Source organism: Bacillus sp. DJP31 (assembly GCF_049310945.1).
Classification (GTDB): Bacteria; Bacillota; Bacilli; order Bacillales; family SA4; genus Bacillus_BS.
Genome location: NZ_JBMERO010000012.1, coordinates 62310 through 88463, shown reverse-complemented (window position 1 = coordinate 88463; position 26154 = coordinate 62310). Strand labels below are relative to the sequence as shown.

25 protein-coding genes, 1 other RNA gene and 3 pseudogenes are annotated in these 26154 nt (G+C 36.1%); 24 read left to right on the top strand and 5 right to left on the bottom strand.

From position 1 onward, the window contains the following. Positions 1 to 340 precede the first annotated feature (340 nt). The 5 genes from secG (at position 341) to ssrA (ending at position 4949) form a co-directional block, all read left to right on the top strand. The gene (gene secG / locus ACOI1C_RS12865) at positions 341 to 574 is read left to right on the top strand and encodes a preprotein translocase subunit SecG (protein WP_422510983.1); all 234 of its coding nucleotides are present in this window, start codon (positions 341 to 343) and stop codon (positions 572 to 574) included. A 132-nt stretch (positions 575 to 706) separates the two neighbouring features. Continuing rightward, entirely contained in the window at positions 707 to 1453 is a 747-nt protein-coding gene (locus ACOI1C_RS12860; protein ID WP_422510929.1) for an alpha/beta hydrolase, read from the top strand. A gap of 64 nt (positions 1454 to 1517) precedes the next feature. Beyond that, positions 1518 to 3854, top strand: a complete 2337-nt coding sequence (rnr, locus tag ACOI1C_RS12855; protein ID WP_422510928.1) for a ribonuclease R — start codon at positions 1518 to 1520, stop codon at positions 3852 to 3854. A gap of 102 nt (positions 3855 to 3956) precedes the next feature. Continuing rightward, positions 3957 to 4424, top strand: a complete 468-nt coding sequence (smpB, locus tag ACOI1C_RS12850) for an SsrA-binding protein SmpB (RefSeq protein WP_422510927.1) — start codon at positions 3957 to 3959, stop codon at positions 4422 to 4424. Positions 4425 to 4610: 186 nt separating this feature from the next. Next, positions 4611 to 4949, top strand: a transfer-messenger RNA (tmRNA) gene (gene ssrA / locus ACOI1C_RS12845). A gap of 703 nt (positions 4950 to 5652) precedes the next feature. Here the strand turns inward: ssrA and ACOI1C_RS12840 are convergent. Then, positions 5653 to 5931 carry a stage II sporulation protein P gene (locus ACOI1C_RS12840; protein WP_422510926.1) on the bottom strand — a complete coding sequence of 93 codons (279 nt, stop codon included), beginning with the start codon at positions 5929 to 5931 and terminating at the stop codon, positions 5653 to 5655. Between the two features lie 8 nt (positions 5932 to 5939). On the opposite strand from ACOI1C_RS12840, the pseudogene ACOI1C_RS12835 reads away from it, so the two are divergent. From ACOI1C_RS12835 to ACOI1C_RS12795, 9 genes and pseudogenes are all read left to right on the top strand, one after another. Beyond that, a pseudogene (locus tag ACOI1C_RS12835) lies at positions 5940 to 6041 on the top strand (transposase); the annotation flags it as partial. A 245-nt stretch (positions 6042 to 6286) separates the two neighbouring features. Next, positions 6287 to 6556 carry a hypothetical protein gene (locus ACOI1C_RS12830; RefSeq protein WP_422510925.1) on the top strand — a complete coding sequence of 90 codons (270 nt, stop codon included), beginning with the start codon at positions 6287 to 6289 and terminating at the stop codon, positions 6554 to 6556. 46 nt (positions 6557 to 6602) lie between these two features. Next, positions 6603 to 6743, top strand: coding sequence for a hypothetical protein (locus ACOI1C_RS12825; protein ID WP_422510924.1), 141 nt, complete (start codon positions 6603 to 6605; stop codon positions 6741 to 6743). A gap of 448 nt (positions 6744 to 7191) precedes the next feature. Then, positions 7192 to 7887, top strand: coding sequence for an ABC transporter ATP-binding protein (locus ACOI1C_RS12820; RefSeq protein WP_422510923.1), 696 nt, complete (start codon positions 7192 to 7194; stop codon positions 7885 to 7887). Next, positions 7880 to 11068: an ABC transporter permease gene (locus ACOI1C_RS12815; protein ID WP_422510922.1), complete on the top strand. Its 3189-nt coding sequence runs from the start codon at positions 7880 to 7882 to the stop codon at positions 11066 to 11068. Before ACOI1C_RS12820 ends, ACOI1C_RS12815 begins: the two co-directional genes overlap by 8 nt. Before the next feature lie 497 nt (positions 11069 to 11565). Continuing rightward, positions 11566 to 11826, top strand: coding sequence for a hypothetical protein (locus ACOI1C_RS12810; protein ID WP_422510921.1), 261 nt, complete (start codon positions 11566 to 11568; stop codon positions 11824 to 11826). A 303-nt stretch (positions 11827 to 12129) separates the two neighbouring features. Further along, positions 12130 to 12708, top strand: a complete 579-nt coding sequence (locus tag ACOI1C_RS12805; RefSeq protein WP_422510920.1) for an MFS transporter — start codon at positions 12130 to 12132, stop codon at positions 12706 to 12708. A 238-nt stretch (positions 12709 to 12946) separates the two neighbouring features. After that, positions 12947 to 13201, top strand: coding sequence for a hypothetical protein (locus tag ACOI1C_RS12800; protein ID WP_422510919.1), 255 nt, complete (start codon positions 12947 to 12949; stop codon positions 13199 to 13201). 482 nt (positions 13202 to 13683) lie between these two features. Then, positions 13684 to 14379 carry an MFS transporter gene (locus tag ACOI1C_RS12795; RefSeq protein WP_422510918.1) on the top strand — a complete coding sequence of 232 codons (696 nt, stop codon included), beginning with the start codon at positions 13684 to 13686 and terminating at the stop codon, positions 14377 to 14379. A gap of 966 nt (positions 14380 to 15345) precedes the next feature. On the opposite strand, the gene ACOI1C_RS12790 is transcribed toward ACOI1C_RS12795, so the two are convergent. Beyond that, positions 15346 to 16251, bottom strand: coding sequence for a hypothetical protein (locus ACOI1C_RS12790; RefSeq protein ID WP_422510917.1), 906 nt, complete (start codon positions 16249 to 16251; stop codon positions 15346 to 15348). 503 nt (positions 16252 to 16754) lie between these two features. On the opposite strand from ACOI1C_RS12790, the pseudogene ACOI1C_RS12785 reads away from it, so the two are divergent. Next, positions 16755 to 18115, top strand: a pseudogene (locus ACOI1C_RS12785) (IS4 family transposase). A gap of 352 nt (positions 18116 to 18467) precedes the next feature. Further along, the gene (locus ACOI1C_RS12780; protein ID WP_422510916.1) at positions 18468 to 18647 is read left to right on the top strand and encodes a hypothetical protein; all 180 of its coding nucleotides are present in this window, start codon (positions 18468 to 18470) and stop codon (positions 18645 to 18647) included. Between the two features lie 217 nt (positions 18648 to 18864). Here ACOI1C_RS12780 and ACOI1C_RS12775 read toward each other — a convergent pair whose 3' ends face one another. The 3 genes from ACOI1C_RS12775 to ACOI1C_RS12765 are packed head-to-tail and all read right to left on the bottom strand — an operon-like array spanning position 18865 to position 19493. Beyond that, positions 18865 to 19014 carry a type II toxin-antitoxin system RelE/ParE family toxin gene (locus tag ACOI1C_RS12775; RefSeq protein ID WP_422510915.1) on the bottom strand — a complete coding sequence of 50 codons (150 nt, stop codon included), beginning with the start codon at positions 19012 to 19014 and terminating at the stop codon, positions 18865 to 18867. Further along, the gene (locus ACOI1C_RS12770) at positions 18998 to 19144 is read right to left on the bottom strand and encodes a hypothetical protein (RefSeq protein ID WP_422510914.1); all 147 of its coding nucleotides are present in this window, start codon (positions 19142 to 19144) and stop codon (positions 18998 to 19000) included. Before ACOI1C_RS12770 ends, ACOI1C_RS12775 begins: the two co-directional genes overlap by 17 nt. Before the next feature lies 1 nt (position 19145). Beyond that, the gene (locus ACOI1C_RS12765) at positions 19146 to 19493 is read right to left on the bottom strand and encodes an AbrB/MazE/SpoVT family DNA-binding domain-containing protein (RefSeq protein ID WP_422510913.1); all 348 of its coding nucleotides are present in this window, start codon (positions 19491 to 19493) and stop codon (positions 19146 to 19148) included. 477 nt (positions 19494 to 19970) lie between these two features. On the opposite strand from ACOI1C_RS12765, the gene ACOI1C_RS12760 reads away from it, so the two are divergent. The 8 genes and pseudogenes from ACOI1C_RS12760 (at position 19971) to ACOI1C_RS12725 (ending at position 26113) form a co-directional block, all read left to right on the top strand. Continuing rightward, positions 19971 to 20438, top strand: a complete 468-nt coding sequence (locus ACOI1C_RS12760) for a GNAT family N-acetyltransferase (protein WP_422510912.1) — start codon at positions 19971 to 19973, stop codon at positions 20436 to 20438. Positions 20439 to 20443: 5 nt separating this feature from the next. Beyond that, complete coding sequence (locus ACOI1C_RS12755) at positions 20444 to 20974, top strand: GNAT family N-acetyltransferase (protein WP_422510911.1); 531 nt, start codon at positions 20444 to 20446, stop codon at positions 20972 to 20974. Positions 20975 to 21664: 690 nt separating this feature from the next. Next, positions 21665 to 21973 (top strand): hypothetical protein, encoded by a 309-nt coding sequence (locus ACOI1C_RS12750; RefSeq protein WP_422510910.1) that lies wholly within the window; start codon positions 21665 to 21667, stop codon positions 21971 to 21973. A gap of 217 nt (positions 21974 to 22190) precedes the next feature. Further along, positions 22191 to 22748, top strand: coding sequence for a histidine phosphatase family protein (locus ACOI1C_RS12745; RefSeq protein ID WP_422510909.1), 558 nt, complete (start codon positions 22191 to 22193; stop codon positions 22746 to 22748). A 280-nt stretch (positions 22749 to 23028) separates the two neighbouring features. Beyond that, positions 23029 to 23337 (top strand): hypothetical protein, encoded by a 309-nt coding sequence (locus tag ACOI1C_RS12740; RefSeq protein WP_422510908.1) that lies wholly within the window; start codon positions 23029 to 23031, stop codon positions 23335 to 23337. Positions 23338 to 23408: 71 nt separating this feature from the next. Next, a pseudogene (locus ACOI1C_RS12735) lies at positions 23409 to 23990 on the top strand (DUF4256 domain-containing protein). A 121-nt stretch (positions 23991 to 24111) separates the two neighbouring features. Then, the gene (locus ACOI1C_RS12730; protein ID WP_422510907.1) at positions 24112 to 25341 is read left to right on the top strand and encodes an RtcB family protein; all 1230 of its coding nucleotides are present in this window, start codon (positions 24112 to 24114) and stop codon (positions 25339 to 25341) included. A gap of 148 nt (positions 25342 to 25489) precedes the next feature. Then, positions 25490 to 26113 (top strand): DUF3885 domain-containing protein, encoded by a 624-nt coding sequence (locus ACOI1C_RS12725; RefSeq protein ID WP_422510982.1) that lies wholly within the window; start codon positions 25490 to 25492, stop codon positions 26111 to 26113. Positions 26114 to 26154: the final 41 nt, after the last annotated feature.

Genomic DNA, 26154 nt, shown 5'->3' with positions numbered 1-26154 from the left:
ACTACTCACCTGGAGATCAAATAGAATTTGCTATAAATAGGGTGGGAGAAGTTGAAGTAAGTGCTATTAAGAAGAATTCTGTTCTGTTTTTGTTTGGCACTATGCCGGCAAAGGAAACAGAAAACGAGTAATGAAAAACGATTAGAAAAGCATCAATGGACTAGAACGCAGAAAAACCTCTGTGAATAGGAGATACTGATTAAAGTAACACATCTTGACTGAATCACTAACCAGGTTTTTACTATATAAAATACAACATTCTAAAGTATTGTTGTCCAAATACTCTTTTTATGTTACATTATTAATAATGTGAAGTGCGTTTAGGAGGTGTCGTCTCGTGTTGCATACTTTATTCGTAACATTATTAATCATTGTCTGTATCGGTTTAATCGTTGTGGTATTACTTCAATCAAGTAAGAGTGCTGGATTATCAGGTGCTATCTCTGGTGGAGCTGAACAGCTTTTTGGAAAGCAAAAAGCACGCGGTATTGATGCGGTGTTACAACGTATTACGATCGTATTATCTGTTCTGTTTTTCGTTTTAACAATTGCCGTTGCATTCTTTGGCGTTTAATACTTGCAAGAAGAAAGGCGTTGGTAGCCCCAACGTCTTTTTTATTTTGCAAGAGACTATTACATATGAAAGTCATAGTAAGTCAAGAGTTTGTTTAAACTATCCATACGTGAAAATGAAAGGAGCTACAACATGAAAAGAGTGTTGCCACAACCGTTTTTCTTTGAGGGAGGAGAGCGCGCGGTTTTGTTTTTGCATGGATTTACGGGGAACTCTGCCGATTGCAGAATGCTAGCAAGGTCCTTAGAAAAGAACGGTTATACCTGTTATGGTCCACAGTATAGGGGACACGGTGTTCCACCAGAGGAGCTTGTGAAGTATGGACCTGAGGACTGGTGGCAGGATGTGATGGATGCATATGAGTTTCTAAAGAGTAAAGGTTATGAGAAAATTGCTGTAGCTGGCCTATCCTTGGGCGGGGTTTTTTCGCTGAAATTAGGTTATACTGTACCAATAAAGGGTATTGTATCAATGTGCGCTCCGATGTATATCAAGAGTGAGGAAATCATGTATCAAGGAGTTCTTGAATATGCCAGAGAATTTAAGAGACAAGAGGGTAAAGAGCATGCCGAGATAGAAGCCGAAATGGAGACATTCAAGCAGATGCCAATGGTGACATTAAAAGCACTCCAGAACCTTATCTCTGATGTTCGGAACCAAGTCGATCTTATTTACGCACCAACATTTGTCGTACAAGCTCGCCATGATTATATGATAAACACAGAAAGTGCCAATATAATATACAACGAGGTCGAATCAGTGGAAAAAAAGATTAAATGGTACGAGGAGTCCGGACATGTTATCACCCTCGATAAAGAAAGAAATCAGCTACATGCTGATGTTTATCAGTTTTTAGAAAAAATTGATTGGGAAGCTTAACACCAAAACTATATTAGGAAAAAGGGGAACCAAATGTTTTCCCTAGAGAGAGGAGTGACTCTGAATGAATGTCATTCAAGAACATATTAATCATTTGCTATCATTTATGAAAGAGGAAGCATACAAGCCTTTAACGGTCCAAGAATTAGAAGAAGCATTTGGTATAAAAGATGCCTCGGATTTTAAAAATTTCGTTAAAGCACTAGTTGCAATGGAGGAACAAGGATTAGTTGTGCGCACTCGCAGTAGCCGCTACGGTCTGCCTGACAAGATGAATCTCATTCGTGGAAAAGTAATCGGTCATCCAAAGGGCTTTGCCTTTGTCCAAACCGATGAAAAGGATAAACAGGATATCTTTATTCCTCCATCTGAATTAAAAAATGCGATGCACGGTGATACCGTCCTTGTTCGTGTTCTACCTAAATCCTCGGGATCTCGGGAAGAAGGGGAAGTTGTTCGGGTTGTCGAGCGTGGTGTCACAGAAATCGTTGGTACATATGAAGAAAGCAGAAGCTTTGGATTTGTTAGTGTAGATGATAAACGAATTACGCAGGATATTTTCATTCCCAAAAATGCCTCTAATGGTGCAATCGATGGTCATAAAGTAGTTGTTCGCTTAGTGACGTATCCTGAAGGCAGAATGAGTGCCGAGGGCGAAGTCATTCATATTCTTGGTCATAAAAATGATCCGGGTGTGGATATTCTTTCAGTGATTCATAAATACGGTTTACCACAGGAATTTCCGGCCGAGGCATTGCAACAAGCAAATGATGTTCCGGATACAATCACGGAAGACACGATCGGTAAACGCCGTGACCTACGAGGAGAGACCATTGTTACGATTGATGGGGCCGATGCAAAGGATCTAGATGACGCTGTAACGGTTACCAAACTCGAAAATGGCCACTTCAAATTAGGTGTTCATATCGCAGATGTTACTCATTATGTCAGAGAAGGGTCTCCAATTGATGTTGAAGCAGCTGATCGTGCAACAAGTATCTACTTAGTAGACCGCGTGATTCCAATGATTCCACATCGTTTATCCAATGGGATTTGCTCTTTGAATCCTAAGGTTGCTCGTTTCACTTTATCGTGTGAAATGATCATTAACCAGAGTGGTGAAGTGGTTAGTCATGAAATTTTTGAGAGTGTTATTAAGACAACTGAACGAATGACATATAAAGCCGTTAATCAAATCTTGGAAGAGAAAGATGAAGAAGTACGTCAGCAGTATAGTGAACTCGTCCCTATGTTTGAATTGATGGGCGAGCTTGCCCAAGTACTTCGAAACAAACGAATGGTTCGAGGAGCCATTGATTTTGACTTCAAAGAGGCGAAGGTTTTAGTTAATGAAGACGGCAAGCCTCATGATGTTGTTCTACGTGAACGTTCAGTAGGTGAGAAGTTAATAGAAGAATTTATGCTATTAGCTAATGAAACGGTGGCAGAACACTTCAACTCAATGAAAGTACCGTTTATGTATCGTATTCATGAAGATCCAAAGGAAGAAAAACTTACTAGGTTTTTTGAATTTATTACGACCTTTGGCTATGTTGTGAAAGGAACTGGAAGTGAGATCCATCCAAGAGCCCTACAGCAGGTTTTAGAGGCTGTAAAAGGTACACCAGAAGAGCCAGTGATTTCGACTGTACTTTTACGCTCAATGAAACAAGCACGATATGATGCGGAAAGCTTAGGCCACTTTGGATTATCGACTGAATTTTATACCCATTTCACATCGCCGATTCGTCGTTATCCTGACTTAATTGTTCACAGGCTGATCCGAACTTATTTGATTGAAGGAAAAGTGGATGAAAAGACCAAGGAAAAATGGGATTATAAACTTCCAGAGATTGCGGATCATTCATCGAATATGGAAAGAAGAGCCGTTGATTCTGAACGCGAAACAGATGAGCTAAAGAAAGCAGAATATATGGAAGATAAGGTTGGCGAAGAGTATGATGGTATCATTAGCTCTGTCACTAATTTCGGATTATTTGTCGCACTTGAGAACACGATTGAAGGACTTGTCCATGTAAGTTATTTAGGTGATGATTATTACCGTTTTGATGAGCGGTCCTATTCCATGATTGGAGAACGAACGGGTAATATCTTTAGAATTGGTGACGAGATTAGAGTTCGCGTCATTAATGTTAATAAGGACGAACGTTCCATTGATTTCGAAATTGTCGGGATGACAGTCACAAAGCGTCCGGAACGAAAGGATCGACCAACTGTTATTAAAAGTGAAAAAGGTAGCAGCGGTAGAAATAGTCGAGGCGGTAGAGGTGGAACGGGTCGCACTACTCAAAGTAAAGATGATTCAAAAGGTCCGCCTAAGAAAAAGAAAAAACACTTTGAGAATGCACCTAAGCAAAAACGCAAACCAAAAAAGAAGTAGGACAATTCTTCGGGTGGTACCTGGTACCACCCTTCGTTTGTGTATGTAGCGATTATTTGTTAAAATATATGTACTGTTTTATTTAAGAAGGGGATGTCCGTCATGCCAAAGGGAGAAGGAAAGCTACTCGCTCAAAATAAGAAAGCGAATCATGATTTCTTTATTGAAGAGACATATGAAGCGGGGATTGTACTTGTGGGTACTGAAATCAAAGCGATTCGTGCAGGGAAAATAAACCTACGAGATGCATATGCGAGAATTTTTCAAGGTGAATTGTTCCTCTATAATGCCCATGTAAGTCATTATGAACAAGGAAACCAATTTAATCATGAGCCATTACGAACACGCAAGCTGCTACTTCACAAAAAGCAAATCAATAAGCTGATCGGTGATGCAAAAGAAGAAGGCTATACGTTAATCCCATTGAAAGTTTATTTGAAGAACGGTTTTGCAAAAGTACTTATTGGTCTTGGTAAAGGAAAGAAGAATTATGATAAACGTGATGATCTTAAAAAGAAGGAAGCAAAACGTGATATAGCTCGTGCTTTCCGTGATCGACAGAAGGAATAGTATATGATTTAAGGTGACCTAGTAACTACCAATTGTATAAGTGGATTTATATGCTATAATAAGAACTGTTGGTAGGATATCAACTCACCAACATTGACAATTGAATAAGCAATAAGCTTATTTATTTCTTTCCCGTAACACCATTCGATCTGAGAATTCATTTTCTCACATCCATTATGGGGACGCTACGGATTCGACAGGGATAGTTTGAGCTTAGGTTGCGAGTCGAGGGGATCGGCCTCGTTAAAACGTCAAAGCCAATAACTGGCAAAACTAACAACAACCTAGCTTTAGCTGCTTAATAACAGTCTATAGCTGTTCCTCCCTCCATCTCCCATGTGGTAGGGTAAGGGACTCACTCTAAGTGGGATACGCCGGAGTTCGCCGTCTGAGGACAAAGGAAGAGAGTAATCAGACTAGCTACTTCAACGCCTGTCGATAGGCATAGAAGGTAGCGAAATGCTAATATATCGACTACACTCGTAGACGCTTAAGTGGCAATGTTTCTGGACGTGGGTTCGATTTTTATTAGTCGCCTTGTGTGGTAACACACAAGTGATAATCCGGCTTTATCGGTGAAACCTAAGTCGCAAAATTGCGATAGGGCAATGCCGAGCGGTATGTGGAGCAATCCAACAGCCGTGTATCGACTTATAGGCTGCCATTTTGGTAGTACTAGGATGCGAGATCCTACTTCTCCTTGAGGTAAAATTACATTTCGCATAAGACGCCGGAGGACCTGAATCACTCAGGTTCAAGATATAGTCAGTGCCATGTCGAAAGCATGGAAATGCACGTCCCACCGTCTCCACCATACATAGGTGGAATTCAAAGGCCAACAGATTGTGACTTAAAGCATAAAAATGTCACCATTACATCATTATGCTTGAAACACTCGTTTGAGTCATTGATGATTTTAAAAATGTAGGTCCTAAGAGATCTACATTTTTTTATTTGTGACTTTAACCATAAGTCTGCATGTTTGGGAGGCTATTGCCTAGTAATACTATGTGCTAGGTTATGCTTAAATTATGTAAAGATAAACCTTTTCCTAAAAAGCTGTCGAGAGAATGACAGCTTTTTTGTAATTTTCAGCATAAGACTCGACTAAGTAAATTTTCAGGAGGCTCATATAAAATAGTTTTAAATTCATTGCTAGTGTCTAATCTTAGCTAACTGGGTATAGAAAGCTTCATTGGATGCATTAAAGCAGGTGACTAACTAGTAATCAATGCAAATTGTCCCAATAATATTCACTTATTCCAAACCCCAAAACATCAGCACTTCGATAGAGTTCCTCCATTGTATTTTCAACTCCGCCAATCTCAACAATCACACTATTCTTAGACAAATCCTGATTGTAAATTCCGTTACCTTGGCTATTATCCTTGATAATTAAATCTCTTGAGATTCCAGGGTACATTTGAGTCATCGTGTCATGAAGCATTTGAGCCATTTTTAGATTTTCATGATATTGTGGATTGCCACTTCCAATAACAAAGGCCACTTTTGCGTGTATCAGTAAAGAAGAATGGCAAATATCGAGCGAGACAGCGTTATTTGTGCAAGGACTGTGGGAAAACGTTCAACGATATGACCAACACCCCATTGTCGGGTTTAACGGGTTCTCTTTTGGAGTGCAAAACGTGAAAAGACATATTAAATAACAGTTAAAAAAGCATGATAATTATCAACTCAATTATCATGCTTTTTCGTCTATCTAAAATTACAGTTACCCGATATTATCCGCGAGATTTCAAAGTTGATATAATTAGAGGTATAAGATCAGGTAGGAATGGATGAATTTAATTCAATTACAGTTAGACATTTATTGCGAAGTAAAAAGTTTATTAAAAAGGAGAATGGAAATGTCTTTTAAAATTGAATTGGAAAACGGTAAATACAGTTTTGTAAATGACAATGGAGTTGTTAAAATCCTACTTTACAGCGAGGAATGTCAAGAAGAAACTGGAAATAGCTCATTATTGTGTTTGTTGCAGTATGTTGAACAATTAGAAGAGTCAAAGAAATCATTAGAAGAGGCCTTGAGTGAAATGGTCAAAAGAGATGATGATTTTAGAATTAAGATTATTGAATTAGAAGAAGAAAATCAACGTCTTTTAAAGAGATAATCGTCTCATATGAAAACATTTGTGCAGTAAAGAAAGGATGATAAAAATGGAAAATAAATGGTTTGATATTCAAGGTTCGGTAGAAGCAGATTTAGATGAAGATACTTTTAACGAAGAGTTCTTAAAATTTTTAGTTAGCAAAGGTTGGGTATTTGCAGGTGTAATTAAGCCATCAAAAGATGAATAACCATGAAATTCACCATATACCGAAGGGGTGGGATTTTTGAAATCATTTACAATCATTTGCCTTTAAATTACGGAATGAAGTCGAGTTTTTGGATTATAAAAATAAGAAAAGAATATTGGAGAATATTAAGTGGTTCAGACAAAGTGAAGAAATAGCATAATTAGCATAGGGAGATCCGAGTATGAAATTAAAAAGGTTTTATACTCGAATTTTTTATTTGTAAAACTATTCCTGCTTTCATTGTCGAATTTAACAAATCAAAATTAACAACTATTCTCATTCCTCTATTTTATATGAAACAATCGTTTTAATTTGATGTAATAAGATTGCACTATTAACAATCTTTTTTTGCTATTTTTTAACAAATACTGAGATTTCAGTAAAAATATGATATATTCAGAATAAAGTGATATTTATTGCGTTTCAATTTTCAAAGGGGGAATAGGTAATGGAGCACACAATTGAATGTAGGAATTTAAATAAGATATTTTTAGGTGATGGTACTAAAACCTATGCACTTAAAGATATTAATGTTCAATTTGATAAAGGTGAGTTTGTCTCGATTGTGGGAACATCTGGCTCTGGAAAATCTACACTGTTAAGTATCTTAGGCACTCTGGATACACCTACCGAAGGGGAGATTCGTTATGGAGGAGAAAAGATAAGTTCTCTTAATAGCAAGTTCTTGGCAGATTTCCGTTTCAATAACATTGGATTTATCTTTCAACAATTTCATTTAATACCTACTTTAACGGCGGTAGAAAATGTAATGTCTCCTCTATTTGGGAGAAAGGTATCTTATGATAAAAAAGACAGAGCTATGAAAATGTTAGAGAGTGTGGGTTTAAAGGAAAAGGTTAATTCTCTGCCTTCACAGTTATCTGGTGGGCAACAACAAAGAGTTGCAATTGCCCGTGCTTTGGTACATGAACCGAACTGGTTATTAGCAGATGAACCAACAGGAAACCTTGATTCAGAAACGGGTGAAAATATTTTTAATATCCTTAATCATTTAAATAAAGAAAAAGGCTGTGGTGTAATTTTTGTTACACACGATACAGAATTAGCCAAAAGAGCGAATGTACAAATCGAAATGAAGGATGGGGAAATTATTAGGCAAGACAGGGTGGCTAATTATGCTTAGATTTATTTGGAATTCTTGGTGGAGAAATAAAGAACGTCTTATTTTGCTAATAATTGGAGTTCTTATAATAAGCACGGGCTTAAGTTATTTAGTTGGTATTACCCAAGCTACAGATGGAACAATTACTGATGAGCTACAAAAAAGGTGGGAATCTTCATACCATATTGTTGTTCGCTCCGATGGCAGTAGAAGTGTCACAGAAGACAAGAAGTTGTTAGAGCCTAATTACCTAAGTGGTCTTGAGGGGGGCATTACCCTAGAACAGTACGAGAAGATTAAATCAATTGATGACATTGATGTAGCTGCTCCAATTTCTATGATGGGTTACGTGTACAATTCAGTACAACTTGATAAGCTTAACATTACAAAGCCTGGTGTTTATAGATTAAAAATAACTGAAGAAACAAATACGGGTGTTGATACATATACATCGACTGGTAACTTGTATTTTACAAAAGGTGGATGGCAACCAGAAGGTACGGGGAAAGAATATGGTATTTCCCAATTTGAAGGAGAACTTGGCTTCGGATCCGAGGTTATGCTTGCTGGAATAGACCCAGAACAAGAGTCCTCATTGATCGGAATTGATGGAGCGATGGTAGAAAGCAAGAATAGTCGCTTTTTTACTAATGAAGATGAAGCTAGTGTAAAAGAAGAAGATGGACAAACAGATACTCAGATTCCAGTAATTATAAGCAACCAAGAATTTGTAGATGGTAACATAACATTTAGTGTTGAGAAATTAGACTTGCCATTTGAGCCGGCTGAACAAGGGGAGACAATGGAAAAAGTTAAACAGAACGGTGGAATGGAGTACCTAGAAAAACAAAACGGTAAAGATATTGAAAAAAGGGTCTTTACGACTGAACAAGCACATAAAAAAATTATTAGCCAATTATCAAAAGGTTCTTCTGAAGGCCTTGATGCCTTTCATTGGATGGCTTATAAACCATCACCAGTGACATACCGTCCTGTATCAAGTCCTTATCCTGAACGTTGGCCATTTTCATACGAAGTTCAACCGTATAAAATTCCTGAAGATTCATTACTAGCAGTAGATCACTCGTATAGACCAGTTCATTTATTTAGTGAAGATAGCTCAGGATGGAAAAGGCTACAATTTGATTTTAAGGGAATTTTTGATCCAAGAAAATTAAACATTTCAAAAGACCCATTAACTGAATTACCAATGGAAACATATTTTCCATCAAAAGCCCAATGGGTAATTGATAAAGAAAATCAGCCTGTAAACCCACCAACAGATATGAAGCCATTAAATAACCCATATGGCTTTCTAACAAAACCACCGCTTATCCTGACAACAATTGATGCTGCTGCAAAGGTATTAGGAGACAAACCAATCTCTGCCATACGTGTTAAAGTATCAGGTGTAGAAAAACTAACTGACGAAAGTGAACAAATTCTCCAGCAAGTTGCAGAAAGAATCGAAAATGAGACTGGCTTAATTACTGATATTACGCTGGGGTCTTCACCACAACCTGCTTTAACACATATTCCAGGGATTGAAGGAAAAGAGAATTTAGGTTGGGTTCAACAACCTTGGATTAAACTTGGTTCCTCTATTACAATTTTCCAAGAAACAAAGGTTGGGTTTTCCGGGATTATTGCGAGTGTCATATTGGTTGCAATTGTGTATGTATTCTCCTCTAACCTCATCATGATGTTTTCAAGGAAGAAGGAATTTGCAGTACTCTTATCATTAGGATGGAGGCCTAGTAAATTATCAAAACTATTATTCATAGAATCAACTATCTTAGGTCTTACAGTATCCTCTATAAGTTGGTTAATATTGGGGTTCTTCTATCTAACAAATGATATTGATACTTCCGTAAGGAGAATCCTATTGATCGGTGTATTTGGTATAGTAATCTATTGGTTAGGGATGATTATTCCAGCATTGTTGGTGAAACGGATAAAACCTTATGAAGCAATGAAACAAGGAGAAATTTCAAGACAATACAAAAGGATAACTCGAGCGCAATCCATAGTGGGGATGACATTTAACTATTTAGTAACAATGTGGAAAAGAACAGCTCTATCTATTGTTTCAATTGCTTTTCCAACTAGTTTATTAATTTTCTTCTTGTTTATCACCTTCCGTCTTCGTGGGATCATGTATGCCACTTGGTTAGGAGAATTTGTCGCAATGGAAGTTGGAACAATGCATTATATTGCGATGGGAGTGGCTATATTAATTGCTATCTTAACAACCGCTGAAATTATTTGGCAAAATGTTTCTGAACGGCAATCTGAAATTGCTGTATTGAAAGCATTAGGGTGGCAGAACAAAAATATAAGACTGCTTGTTTTACTGGAAGGCGGTATAAGTGGTTTTCTTGCAGGATTAGTTGGACTTGGTTTGGCATTTATAATCATTTGGAGTATGTATGGTGAAATTCCAAGTGGAGAGATGTTATTCCTTTTTGGAACATTGCTTATTCCGATTTTAACAGGGGTTTTAGCAGCAATATTGCCAGCTGAAAAGGCAGTTAAAATCCAGCCTTATCAAGGTTTGCAAGGTACAATTAGTAACTCCAAAGGAACGGAAAAGCGATTTAAGTATGCATTTGGAGTTGCAGGAGCAGGCTTGACTGTAGCCATTCTAACCTTACTCTTTTTATCACTTCCTGACACCGAAGGATCCCAAATGGCTAGTACTCTTGCTCCTACCAATCAAGAAGGAACAGTGGGTGAAGTAACCGAAGCTTTTAAGGATACAAAAGTAAATGAGGAATCAACTAAATCAGAAGGTAGTGACAATATCATAGAGCAATATTTGGAGTCTGCTTGGGTAGATAGTAAATTAGGAGAACGAATTGATCTCAATAAAGATGGTAGCGAAGTGTTTTCATTTGGAGATCTAACTGCACCGCCAGCTGATATTACTAAAGAAGATGACAATTCAGAGTTACTTACAATTCCACTAACATTTGAAAGAATGCAAATTGATGACAAACCTAATGGTAGTATTTTTTACAAACCATATTTTAGAGTAGTTGATGAGAAAGGGATAGAGTATCGCCCTAAAGATATGAAGATAGTAGGTAGAGAAAACTGGGATAAGAGTTTCAATTTAAGAGCACCAGGAAAAGCAGAAGCTTTACTAACTTATGAGGTTTCTAAAAAATTCAAGGCATTTAATACTGGTAATGGATGTTGAGGGCTTTGAAGTCGGGAATATAGTAGTTAAAATTAAGTAAATATTAATTGAATGATAAATAACTAATAATAGACAGCAAAAACACTAGAAAGGTAGACACTCACTTTCCAGTGTTTTTTTGAGAAACATATTTTTAAATTTTTTTAGATAGCTAGAATACAACTTTAATGGGTTGATATTAAAAGGTCTAATAAAGTAAATTCTTTACTAGACCTTTTAGGTAAATATGTATCCACATTTAGCTTATCATGAATGTGTTGGGAAATAATTAAAATTGCTTAGCAAGGACAAGCTACTGAAAGAACTAATAAATAGATATATGTCCATGATTTAACAAAGCTACTAGGTGTTGTTGGTATTAGGGTTGGTATAAATGTTGAGGTTAACTGGGCAGTGGTGAAGGATTGGTCTTAACAAGCACGATATAAAAAGTAAACCGAGGAAGAGGCCAAAGACATGTATGTAGCAGTTGCTGATCCTAATGAGGGGGTTTTGGAATGGATAAAACACCACTGGTAGAAAGGGATTTTAAAGACGGAGAACTTCTAATAAAACATTTAGATATGGAAAGTATAAATGTTCATTCTGCATTCTGGTTATATGATTCAGAGATGGAGAATTGGAGGTTAATAATTGCCTCGAAAATTGCTGAATTTGTAAGTCCTAGGAGAGCTTATATTAATATAAGAGATGTTTTAAGGAAACTGGAAATGGCAGTGGGCTATAAGTTTTACTTTGGAAAACATATCAGTTATTAGTCCGGATCATCCTCTTATAAAGATATTAAGTAGTGCAGTGCATACTACCCCAGATGATATAAGTGGTATTAGGTTTTCAAGAAACAGAATAGGAAATAGCTACATTGAAGATGTCTATATATATAGAATTCAATAATGGTTTGTTCAAATAAAACTTATGAGATGAAAAGTGATTGTCGCTAGCTTGTAACAACAAAAAGTGCTAGGTGTTTTCCAGAAAACTGGAGTGTGCCTGGCACCTTTTTTGCTATAATAAGTGAAACAGGAAAATATTGAATTCAACGCAATGAACCAGGGGGAACTATGAATAAAATCACCTATGTGCTTTGGGGGCTCATTATTACAACACTTATTTCGGCACTTGATGCAAATATTATGCAAACAGCAAGTCCGACGATTGTGAATCAGCTTGGTGGAAAGGAATTGTTCGCTTGGATTTTCTCTGTCTACATGCTGGCTAGCACGATTATGGTACCACTCTTTGGGAAATTGAGTGATATTTACGGAAGAAAGAAGCTCTTAATTATAGCAGTTGCCCTATTTACTCTTGGTTCTGTACTTTGTGGATTGGCGAATTCAATGGTCACTTTAATCATCTTTAGAGGAATACAAGGCTTGGGAGCTGGAGGAATGATTCCACTTTCCATGATTATTTTGGGAGATCTGTTTTCAATCGAAAAGCGAGGCAAAATTCAAGCCATCTTTAGTAGTATTTGGGCTCTATCTTCCATCGTAGGTCCGATATTAGGCTCATTTTTTGCGGAAGCCTTAACATGGAGATGGATTTTCTTTATTAATATTCCAATAGGCATTGCCACTGTTCTTTGTTTAATTCCTTATAAGGAACAGGCTGAATTTAAAAAAGCATATATTGATTATTAACGGGTTCGGTTGAGAAGTAGAAAATGTTTAATAACAATCAAAAAAGAGGTGCTAATAGCACCTCTTTTTCAATAGTATTGAAAACTATTTTGACTGCCTAATTAGCTCGATTTTTTTTCGTAGCCTTGAACAATGCATATTTGAGTAGAAACTGACTTATTTTTTGTAACTCTACTAAAATATTTCAAAGGTAATTGTATTATTGTGGTAAAAATATTTATAAAAGGAGGAGGTTATATTGCGAAAATACTCAGGAGTAGTATCAATCTTAATTTTAATTGGGACTTTTTTGTTTTTACAAGTTTCCATCGTTGAGCAAAACGAGAATTTGGGGGTTTCGATAATCGCCATTGGATATTTGGCTTCGGCTTTTGCTTCTTGGTTTAGTACAAGTGGACCTTGGAGGAAGGTATCCGCAATTATTTTAATTTTACTCCCAGTTGGTTATCTGGCATTTATTTTACTATTTGCGTTTGCAATGTCTGATTTTTAATATAATCATTCATAGTGTTGTTGTAATAACAATTAAAATGTCTAAAGAGGTTAGGATTTCCTAAGCTCTTTCTATTATATATTTTCAACTGAGACGTGAAAACTGTTAATTTAATTTATTGCATATAAATGATGTCATTTATAATGAATTTCTATTTTGCAATTCCTAGTCTTTGAGCTGGAGTTTCCGTTGTTCCGTCTGATAGCCAATTTACACCATTTTTGTCACCATATATAACAACTGTCTGCTAGACAGCAGATAGTTCCTAATTTAAGTGAGAATTGGTACGCTAATTAAGGTGTTAAAATGAACTAAATGTTGATAAATTAACACATAAATCAGAAGTCTGATTCATATGTGAATTAGACTTCTGATTTATGTGTTAATTGATATTTTCTACTTCTGTACCGAACCCTTTAATTGATTATAAAGGATTTTTTCTATTTGAAATTTCAATCACACTCTTATTGCTTGCTACCAACATGAGCAACGCCATTTGGTATATCACAGCTGGTATCGTAGGTTTGGTTATCTTTGTTATGGTTGAAAGGAAGGAAACGTACCCCTTCCTGCCAGTTTCGCTGCTAAAGAATAAGGGGATTTTTATGATCAATCTTTTCATGTTATTTTATTGTCTTTCCTTTTTCGGCACGTCTAATTTCATCCCTTTGTTTCTACAAGAGGGGAGTAATATGAGCATCTACAAAAGTGGTCTGATTCTATTAAGTATTGCATTAGGTTGGACGTTTGGAAGCACACCAGCTGGAAAATGGATACTGAAATTTGGGTATAAGCGTTTGTTTATAGTAGGAAGCATTATTACAACAATTTCAGGGCTAGCACTCTATTTGTTTATACAGAATATGTCGTATTCAACTTTATTTATCATCTTAACGATTCAGGGCTTTGCGTTTGGATTGCTATTTGCAATCGGAACAATTGCGTTACAGGAATTTGCCGAACCGACATTAAAAGGTATGTCGACCTCGCTTCAAATGTTTTTACGAAACATCGGTACTTCAATTGGTGTGACCATTATGGGTGTGATTATAAATCATGCATTAACAATTGGAAGCGGGATGCAAAATGTATTTCTGTTTGCACTTTGTATGAGTGTGATAACGGTGTTTTTAAGCTTTATGATTCCGGTGAATACGGGCTCGGTAAGTAAGGCGTAAAGAGGATGATTCATGGAAACAGTGTGTTAACTAGATTCCTGGTTTAAAGATAATGGTTATAAGGGTCCTATAATCATACCCGTGTTTCTATTTGCGCAACAGTTTAGCTTTGGGCTAGAGTGTGGCGGGCACCTTATTATCGTAGCATGCCTCGAAATCAGGATATACTAAAAAAATAGAAGTGCGCTAACACTTCTCCTTGCAACTTCTACTCTCAGGGTGGTGGTTGTCAGAATTTATCTGTTACTACGAGAACCACCCCTTTGCTTGTGATGGCGCGGGGTGGTTTTCTTGTGTTCTAGTAAGTTCTTATAAACTCAACTTTCGCACTTCAATAATGAGTGTAATAGGTTGAGCTCCTAAGGTATAATGTCATTCCATTCTGTTCGTTGACAAACGTTGTAGCTATATGTGTTAAATATACCTTATTTCCACTCCAAGATGCTGACTAAGGTAGGAAGACTATCTCCAAAATCTTGATAAAGCCTTGGTCTCATCAGCCCCACTCCTCCCGTGAAGTAAAGTGTCTTCCACTACTAACAAGATAAGGCACTATAACTAAATCATATTTTTCTTCAAATATAATTATTCTGTGAACCTGAAAAGACACCATTCCGCTAACTTATCAGGACACGGTTCCTGTCCCCACTTCAAAAAACGAAAACAGGTAGTCCATAGGCTACCTGTTTTTGCATTTAGATGAAACATTGTGAACAATAAAACTCAATATTCATCATAATAGGTTTTCATGCTATTTACTCTTGAGTATTCTTTTTTCTAAAAATTAGATTTGTTATCGTCCCAATAACCAAGGATGTAATCAAAGCAGCTAAAATAGATTTAGACAGCGGAAGTAAAATACTAACACCCTCTATATCTAAGATACTAGCACTAAAAATTACTAGAAATATAATAAAAGCTATTGCAAAGTCTTTTTTTCTAAATTTCATACTTTATCCCTACCCATCAATCAATGATTGTGCTTTTACTTATCTTACCATATTTATCACATCTTATTTGTGCCTTAACTTTTAAATATTGTACAACAAGTCCTACACCACTATATTCTAGACCATAATGAAAGTTAGCACGCGTATATACCGTCGCCCAAGATTTATCTGCTGCTTGAGTAGTCCCTTCTGCATAATTATCTATCTGCCAAACTACACCTCCCCATCGTTTGTCAACATCCCCATCGTAGAAATGACCTTGAACATAAGTAGACTTATTGTAACTAAATTCACCCTCTGTCCAAATCTCCCAAATAGGCATACCTACCCAGCTATAAGCTACATACTTTTCTGTTACGCGACCTGAGTAGTATGTGGCAGCACTTACTGTTTGTGGTTCAGTAATATCTTTAATATTACTACTTAATGAAGATAAGAGTGATGCATCGGAACTGTCCTCCTCCAGCTCCAGTTCTCCATCTATATTTATATAATTTATAAAAAACAAGTCTTCATTTGTGAATATTATGGAAACACCCTTACTTATTTCTTCCACTCTAAAGTTTCCATGTGCTACATTTTCTTTAATATATGAATTCAAGTCTAGCTCTTCTGTATCTTCTAATTCTTCAATGGACATTTCAGGGAATGGAGAAGATTTTCTCAGCTTTTTAGTTATTTTTTCTACATCATAATCTGACTTCTCTAAAACTTTTTGTAATTTAGTCTCAATATCTTTTTGGTCTGTTAAATATTTGTTACCGACTTTCTTTAGTGCACTTACTAACTCTTTTTCCTGATTCTTCAGGTTTTCATTTTGAATCTTAGTATAATCTTTACCAACGTTTGCTGAAACCTCAGGTAAAGTTATTGGGAGAACCAATAACATTACTACAATAATTGTAAAAAACTTCTTAAACATAGAATACCTTCCGCATTATTTTTTGTCACAATCACCAAATTATATTCTGTAATTGTAAAAATATTCCTCGCTTACACGATTAAGGAAGGAGATCCTTGTTCGTAACACGTTGAAAAAAGGTAGCATGCTTACATAGTAGTCTTAGTGCTTCAACAATAGTTGGAATTGCCGAATAAAAAGTTTAAAGACAACAGTTTATTTTCCTAGGGGCTTTGATCAGGATGTATTATCACATATATCTGAATATTCCCTGAGGCAATATGATAAAATCTTTTATAAGATCGGATTAACCAGAAGTAATAAGGACGTCTCTTAAATCAACTGGTAACCCCTCGATTATAACTGATTTTCCTAGTATGTAAATATTATAGTCATGATGAATTAATCCTACTAGGTACATTAATATACTGGTTAACCCTAGCTAGAATATGAAAAAACACCTCGTTCTGTGGTAAAGTGAGATTAACTAGAAATCACTACCATACAGAAGAGGTTCTCCCTATATGATAGACCAAAGTAAGCTAAACTTTCAACTACCTGACGAACTAAAATTAGCATTTTGTGAACTGGAAATCTTTAAACACCTTCGAAACGCAAACATCAAAAGGAATCTCGGATTTACTTGTTCCTATTTATTTCAACTAGTATTCTGTCTCATCTTTCAACATAAAAATTGGTTTAGACTTTTAGAATCTATAAAAGCCGATCAGTTCCCAGCAAAGGATACAGTCTATCGCTTTTTAAACTATTCCAAGTTTGCATGGCGAAGATTCTTACTATCTTTTAGTGCTTCCGCCATATCTAAAGTCGACCAGTTAACAGACTCTAAACGGGTAAAGGTGTTTATTATTGATGACTCTATGTTTGAGCGAAATCGAAGCAAAAAAGTAGAGCTACTGGCTCGTTGTATGGATCATTCGACGATCTACAAGCGTTTTTATAAAGGTTTTCGTATGCTTACTTTGGGTTGGTCTGATGGCTATTCTTTCATGCCAGTAGACTTCTCTTTGTTAAGCTCTATTAAGGCTCAGATAAATGGTATTTCAGAGAAAGTTGATAAGCGAACATCTGGGTATAAACGCCGTGTAGATGCATTACAGACAGCACCAGAACAAGTCCCAGTGATGCTTAAGCAAGCATTAGAAGCAGGGATAGAAGCTAATTATGTTCTGATGGATACTTGGTTCACTCATACACCTCTCATCAACAAAATTGCAGATTTAGGTCTGGATGTAATTGGAATGGTCAAGACCTCTAATCAACGATTTTTGATAGAGGATAAGGAACTTTCATTGAAGGAACTGTTTCGCGTCACTCAACCAACTCAACAAAAAAGCGATATCCTTTCCTCTATTCATACCGTTTTAAAGAACGAATTCCTGTTAAAGTGGTCTTCATTCGAAACCGCAATAAGAAAAGTGAATGGCTAGCCATACTTAGCACTGACTGCACGTTATCAGACCAAGAAATTGTAAAAATTTACGGAATGCGCTGGGATATTGAGGTGTTTTTTAAGACGACCAAATCTCTTTTGCGTCTACAAAAAGAGTTTCAAGGGCGCTCTTACGACTTGTTAATTAGTCATACAACGATTGTGTTTGCACGCTATATCGTCCTATCTTGGCAAAACCGTTGTAATACGGATGACCGCACAATTGGTGGTCTATTTTATGAACTTTGTGATGAAATTAACGACCTAGATTGGGCTGTAGCTTTACAGCAGCTCATCGAGCTTCTTCAAGATGCCTTGTTAAAGACAAACAAGAGAATCAAAGATTTAATTCAACGTCAACTCCAGCAATGGATCTCAGGCCTGCCTAGTTATATCAAGGCTTATTTGCCAATTTCTATCTGCGAAAGTTGAGTTATAAACTAATAATAAGTGGAGATAATACTACATAAGGACTAATCTCATTTGAAGAAGTGGATGACAGAGATGGATATGTCTTTGTTAGGTATATTGAATCCTCACCACATAACAAAGGACGTAACGGGGAGTTCAGAATTGCTCCTGTATTGTTGGCATTCGCTTGTAAGCGAAGTTTTGAACGGGGATACGAGGGTTTTGTTTGCATTCATATTAAGATGGAGAAAACACTTATAGAGTATTATAAAAGTTTAGGTGCACAATACATTGGGAATCAGCGGATGATCCTTGATACGGTGCATCACAACATTTAATTGATTTTTATTTGGATAAAGGAGAGTGATAGTCATTGTCTAACAAACGAAATCAACTCATACAAAAGCAAAATAAAATGCACGATTTGGCAGAAGAATCAACAAATGGTGTATTCGCAATCGCGCCGAAAGAAAGCCCGGTTGAACGTAAAAAAAATCATGATAAAGTGACAGGTTTCATAAAGAATTATAAGACAAGTAAAAGAATAGAATAATATTTACTCAACAAACGTTATTCCAATTATTTGCTGAGAATTATCCATTCCGAAGACACGGTGTCTAAAGCTGCCAATGAAATTGATACATCTACAATTATCGTATTAAAACTACTTATTGAATTACTTACAAATTCTAATTTCGGAACTCCTAGTAAAAGACAACATGGATCTATTACTTATGACCATACGATTTAAGCATCGGACATCAAAATAACTAAAGTCTTCTTTTTAACTCTTCGTAGTAATTCTCTCTCGTTCCTACACGAATGATTTTTACCTCAACACGATCATCATATATTTCATAAGCTATACAATATTGAATTCCTTGTTCTTTATCACCCATTTTCTTATTTCTGATAATCACCCTTTAAAGGATCACCGAGATAAGGATTTTCTGCAATATCACTTATTGCTTTTTTCACTTTTTGAGCTACCGGTTTTCTTGATTTTTTTATCTCTTTAATTACAGATTTTGGAATATTAATTCCGTGCATATTATTCCTCGCCCTCAAGTTCCTCATCTAGTTGATCAAGTGTAAAATATTCTCCACGCTCGATTTCCTGTTCCACTTCACTAGCCATTTTTAGTAATGCTTTACCTAGTTCTTTTTTTCGCTCTGGGAGCTTTTTTTCGACTTGTTCAGCGGATAGTCCTTCACCTTCTAAGTCTTTACGAATTAAGTCTTCAACATCATCAAAGAAGTCTGACTTATAAAGTATTATGCGTCCATCTGTATTAATGCTCAGTTTTAATCTATCATGTGCTTGTAAGTTAACCGTATCACGTAATTCTTTTGGTATTGTAATTTGGCCTCTATCGTTGATTTGCACATCATACAACATCAATGTCACCCTTTCAGTAATGCTGAATTGATGAAAGCATAACATACATTTAGAAAAAGAACACACCTTCAGATAGACTTAATATCAGTTTCCAAAAGTAAGCAATTATGTAGGATGTAAGCGGTATAGAGTCACTTATTTGTTGGTAAATGCGGATGCAGAACACGTTACTTATTAGACAAAAATATTCGGGCGACCCAAGAAATCGATTATCCAGAAGGTGTCGATTTCTTAAGACAAATTACCTGAATGTAGAAAGATGGACATAACCATCATTATCCAAATTGTGGTACTATCAAACTATGAAATTAATACAAACCCCTTCGTGAAACAAAACAAGAATAATTTAGCTGCTTTGCTACAGATATCCCCTATTTCTACTCTAAATGTCGTAAGATTAGCCTAAGAATCTATCAAGTCCCTTATATAACCGAAAGCATCGTTGAAGACATTAAGTGAACTTGAGGAGGCTTTGAGATGAACCAATACAGAATAATAATTAGTGAATATAGTCAAAAATATGCTGAACAAACAGTAAAAATGTGGAGAGCAAGTAAAGAACAAGCAATTGGCAAGAGTGAAATTCATAGCTTTAAAAATCATGTGAACTTTTTAAATCATATCTTATCTACACAATATCAAGTAGAGCTAGCTTTGATTGATGATGAAGTAGTTGGAATGATTGCCTACAATGATAAGGAATTATGCCAATTATACATAAATACCGGATATCAAGGAATTGGGATTGGTCAACTATTACTTGAAAAAGCAAAGGCACAATCAACTGGGAGATTAACGTTATATACGTTTGAGGTGAATCAGAAAGCACAACAATTTTATGAAAAACATGGATTTGTAGTCATTGGTAGAGGGTATGAAAACGAGGAAAATTTGCCAGATATTCAATATGAATGGATTTCCCAGACTAAAAAACTAAGGATGTGAAAAAAATGAGTGATCTACCACTAGTCATATTAAGAGAACTAAACCTACATGATGCCAATGATCGGTACCAGTGGTGTTTAGACAAAGAAGTAACAAAGCACCTAAACATGCCAGACAAGTATCCGCCCTTTAGTTTAGAAGAAACGAAGCAATGGATAGAAATGTGTATCTCAAGGACCAATGGGTATGAACAAAAGGCTATCCAAACCGCTGATGGTGTTCATATCGGTTGGGTTGATTTAAAGAATTTAGATAAATTGAACAAGCATGCAGAGTTGGGAATTGCTATTGGCAATAAGGATTATTGGGGGAAAGGCTATGGCCTATCTGCAATGAGAGAGATGTTGCAATGTGGGTTTCATGCCTTGCAGTTAAATAAAATCTGGCTGAGAGTTGAAGTTGATAACACTAAAGCAATTAGCTCCTATAGAAGAATGGGATATGTGGAGGAAGGAATTCTAAGACAGGATAGACTATGGAACGGAGAATATGTTGATCGGCTTAGAATGAGTATTCTGAAGGTTGAGTTTGTTTAAAGGATTCATTCAAGATAAGTTTCAGAAATATGGTTTGCAGATGTACGACCTAGTCAGGAAGTAATAATTGATTTGTAGTCTTTCAGTTGTGATTCATTGAAATAGGTAGAATTCATATAACTTTATCCGAACTTCAATCAGGAAGAGTTTAGTTGAAAATAGAACTAGCTATTGAGAAAAAAGTACTAGGTGGTGCATTAGTGGGATTGTTTTTTGAGGAAAAAGAGAACCAACAAAGAAGGATTCACTATTAACCATTCATTTGTTGATAAACGTAATCATAACTCTGATTGAGCATTTTACGGATATAAATCTATTCTGGTTATTTATGGTAGTCGCTATAGGGATATTTGTACTTGGTATTTTAATGTATAAAGAAGAACGGAGAAGAGATAAGAAACTTTAGAAATAATTCAGTATCCAATAGCTTAAGATGGAGCAGGTCCCCTCTGTTAGTGTGACAGCACTAGTAATCAATTGTTTAAATAAACTAAAAGAGGTCGTCGTCCTATGCCCAAGTTGAACTATATGCTTCAAAAGGTAGCATTACCTTCCTCGAGGATGGTGTAATGGAATAGAAAGAGAAAGATGGGTTAATTCAGAAGAGGATTAAGCATTTTTTTATGGAAGTAGATTTATACAGGGATTTTGAATTTGTAGGTGCTGATAAAATTGAAGGAGTACTGTTTTATGCATAGGATTCGATTAGCTCGGCTAGAGGACTTACAAGGGATTCTCTCAATATTGAATGAAACCACTTTGGATTTGAAACAAAAAGGAATAGACCAATGGAGCTATCCTTGGGATGAAATTGAGATTGCGAATCAAGTAATCAACAATAATTCTTATGTTCTATGTGTCGATAACGAAGTAATAGGAACTTTTTTTATTCATGATATAGAAAGTATTAATGAGTTATGGGTTGAATCTGGAAATAAATATCTATCAAAAATAGCAATTAGCCAGAGTACCAAGGTAGGAAACTGGGTTGTAAAATAACGGATTATGCTTGTTCTTTCGTAAGAGGATTAAATAAATCTCTTTATTTAGACTGCTGGGCAGGAAATCAAAAATTAAAAGACTTCTATATAAAAAGCGATTAGATTATATAGGTGACTTTCCTGAGGAAAATTATTTTATTAGTATTTTTAAGTATAACTAAGTCTTTTCGTAAATCCGAGTGCGAAATAATTAAAACCCTTGGAAGTGAAAAAGTATGCTAACTACTATCTATTTTGTACGACATGCCCATTCTACTTATACACCAGAAGAATTAGCGAGACCATTATCTGAACGAGGATTATTAGATGCAATTAAGGTAAGTCATATACTTGAAAAAGAGAACGTAGATATTGTAATTTCCAGCCCATACAAACGAGCTATTCAAACAATTGACGGTGTGGCAAAGCACATTGGAAAAGATATAGTACTAGAGGAAGACTTCAAAGAACGATCTTTGAGTGAGAATCCTGTTGACGATTTTGGACTAGCCATTACAAAAGTGTGGGAAGAACCTACCTTTGCTTGGGAAGGTGGAGAGTCTAATATTATGGCTCAGAAAAGAGGGATTCAGGCATCTTTACGAGTATTAGATAAGTACGAAGGAAAAAGAATTGCAATAGGGACACATGGTAATATCATGGTGCTGATCATGAATTACTTTGATCACAAATATGATTTTAGCTTTTGGAAAGAACTCGAGATGCCGGATATTTATAAACTGACATTTGATAAGCATAACTTGATAGATGTTAAGAGATTATGGAATAGGTAGTAAGGTTTAGCAAAGGACGGAGTGATAACGATAACTGTTAATATTGTCTTCTTCCTACTAATAGTGATAGAGATCTTCATTTTATATTGGCTTAATAAGAAGTATAAATCAATGTTTCCATTTGAAAAATCCCAAAGAATTATATTCAATATTTTCCTGTTTTTATTTGGAGTGGCAGTGATTTTGATCATTTTCACTTCAATTGCCGACACGATTAGGTTTACTTATAGCTGATAAGGTCATAGCTGAACAGACTAAAGATATAAAGAGGGAGAGAAACATGCTAGATTATGGTTGGCTTAATGTTGGTAGTTTGGTGTTAGGGCTGATTGCTTGGATAATCCCAATTTTTAGATTTACCCGAAATAAAAAAGATAAAAATAATGAGACTACCTTATTATTTTTGAGCTTAAGTGTGTGTGCTATTTCGCTATGTTTCCAAGTTTTCTACACTTATCATCTTGTAATGATTAAGGACTGGAGTGCCCTCCAGGATACAATGTATGCTGTGGCAATCGCAGCAACAGTTCTACTCATAGTGACCATCTTATTAAATGGAATGACTTTAATTGCTTATCGAAGAAAATAGTTAAACATTTAAGACAAAGATAACAAGGTAACAAATATATGTCTTTAGATAAATTAGAGGAGGAACACAGTATGACAAATGCAAATGAAGCCAGCAATATAAAGAACTTGTCACTTGAACAACGTGAAACCTTATTCAGAGTACTAGAAGCCCGTTTTGAGAAAAATATGAATCGCCATGAAGGTCTTGAGTGGGCTAAAGTCCAAGCAAAGCTGGAAGCTAATCCTGAAAAACTGTGGTCACTTCATGAAATGGAAAGAACCGAGGGTGAACCCGATGTTGTTGGATATGATGAGAAAAAGGACGAATACATTTTTTATGATTGCTCTGCGGAAACTCCTAAAGGTCGAAAAAGTGTTTGTTATGACCGGGAAGCACTGGAATCGAGGAAAAATCATAAGCCAGAAACTAGTGTTATTGATATGGCGAATGCAATGAACATCGAACTATTAACCGAAGAACAATATCGAGAGCTACAAAACCTCGGAAGCTTTGATATGAAAACGTCGAGCTGGGTGTAGACACCCTCTGATATTAGAAAACTCGGTGGTGCCCTTTTTTGCGATCGTCGCTTCGGACACATCTTCGTGTACCAAAATGGTGCGGACTCTTACTATGCTGCCAGAGGGTTTCGTGGTTCGTTGAGGGTTTAGTTTTTGTTCAGACAGCTGTGTTGATAAAACCGTATTACTTTTAATCTAAAGGTGTAACGGAGAGGTAATGAGATTAGTAGTTGTTAACTGTGATCCCACGTGAACAGGGAGGATGAACTATATGAAAAGCAATCAATTAATGTTGAACGGTAAAAAGAGTGATGCTAAAGTCTTTACGAAAAATATAGATGAAACAACCATTAATCAAATTCTAACTTTGCTAGAACAGGATTTTGCAGAAGAGGCGAATGTTAGAATTATGCCAGATTGTCATGCTGGCAAAGGTGCTGTGATTGGTACAACCATGAAAGTGAAAGATAAAGTTGTTCCAAACTTGGTGGGAGTAGACATTGGGTGCGGGGTTTTGTGTGTTGAGTTTGAGAAAACAGAGCTGGACTTTGAGAAACTAGACAATACGATTAGAAAGTTTGTTCCTTCTGGAATGAACATTCGAGAAACTCCTCACCCATATACTGAAAACTTGGATCTAGATCATGTAGAAGCCAACTTTTCAATGAATACGGCCCTTCTTTCACTCGGAACTCTCGGTGGGGGCAACCATTATATCGAGGTGAATGCATCAACAGAGGGAAAGTATTATCTGGCTATTCATTCCGGAAGCCGTCATATAGGAGTAAAGGTTGCCAACTATCATCAGAAGAAAGCCATTGAGCAGCTAAGTAATGGTAAAGAGAAACTTGAAAAGTTAATTTCTGATTTAAAGGAACAAGGCAAACATAAAGAGATACAGGATACGATTAAGAACTTCAAGGCTGATATTCCTACTGTTCCTAATGACTTGGCATACTTAACTGGCTTACCCATGGAAGACTACCTAAAGGATTTAAAGATTGCACAAGAATTTGCCATGTGGAATCGTGCAGCGATGGCTCAAGTCATTATTGAGGCTATGGAATTGATTGAAGTTAATCGTGTTGACACCGTCCATAACTACATCGATTTAGACCATATGATTCTCCGTAAAGGTGCGATCTCTGCGCAAAGGGATGAAATGGTTATCATTCCTATTAATATGAGGGACGGCTCCATTCTAGCCAAAGGGAAAGGGAACCCAGACTGGAACTATTCAGGACCACACGGAGCAGGCCGAATCCTCTCCAGAACGAAGGCAAAACAACTACTCTCTATTCAAGATTTTAAAGAGACAATGAAAGACGTCTTCACAACTAGTGTAAGTGAAGACACAATCGATGAATCCCCATTTGCCTACAAAACGATGGAGGAAATTATTGAGAACACAAAGGATACAATTGATATCATTTCTGTTCTAAAACCTTTGTACAACTTTAAAGCGGCTGAAGTTACAGGTTGGTCGAGGAAGAAAAAATAATTCTTTTAGGACGGTGTAAAAGCCGTTCTGTTTCTTTTTGAGATTTCACACTAGGTGATTCATAATAGTATGGACAGGCTAATTTGACTAAAAGATTTTCAAAATTTTAAACACTAAATGAGGTGTGGCTTTGCTTTTAGATGACTTTATGAATGAGTATTTTCCCAACTTAGTCCTAAGACCTCCTTTGTTCTATAACTGGAAGATTGGCATACGTTTTGAATTAGGGGTAGAGTGGAGTCGAGAATACTGTTATGAAAACAGTCCTTATGTACAAGAGGTTTATAAAAGGGTTGTAAGCATATTTGAATCAGTACATTCCAAAGACGATGATATATTTGTTGTAATAGATGTGAATGATTTTAGAGATGGAAAAACCTACATGCACAACTCCAGAATTTTTTCTCCTTATATCTATAAAAAATCTGTCTTATATAAATTGAAACATTCTGAAATGCCCTGTATTTTCCCGGATGATGATGAGGATGGAAAGTATAAAACACATAGATTTACTCTTACATGTAAAGCATCAGATATAAAATACATACCATTGCTAAAAGCCCTATGTAATCAGGATCTAGGAATTCAACCTAGTATCTTACATAGGGTATATTTCTTAAATATCAAAAAGAAAACTATCTTTCACGTTTACGACGATCGAGGATGTGATTTGCTTGCTACCTCGACTGAATCAATAAGAGACATCTATAACACATACAATTATTGGATTTTAGATTACGACAAGGATGTAGTAGATGAAGTGTTTAAGTAATAATCCTTTGTTTGACTTGCAGGTGCCTTTAGTTAAATACA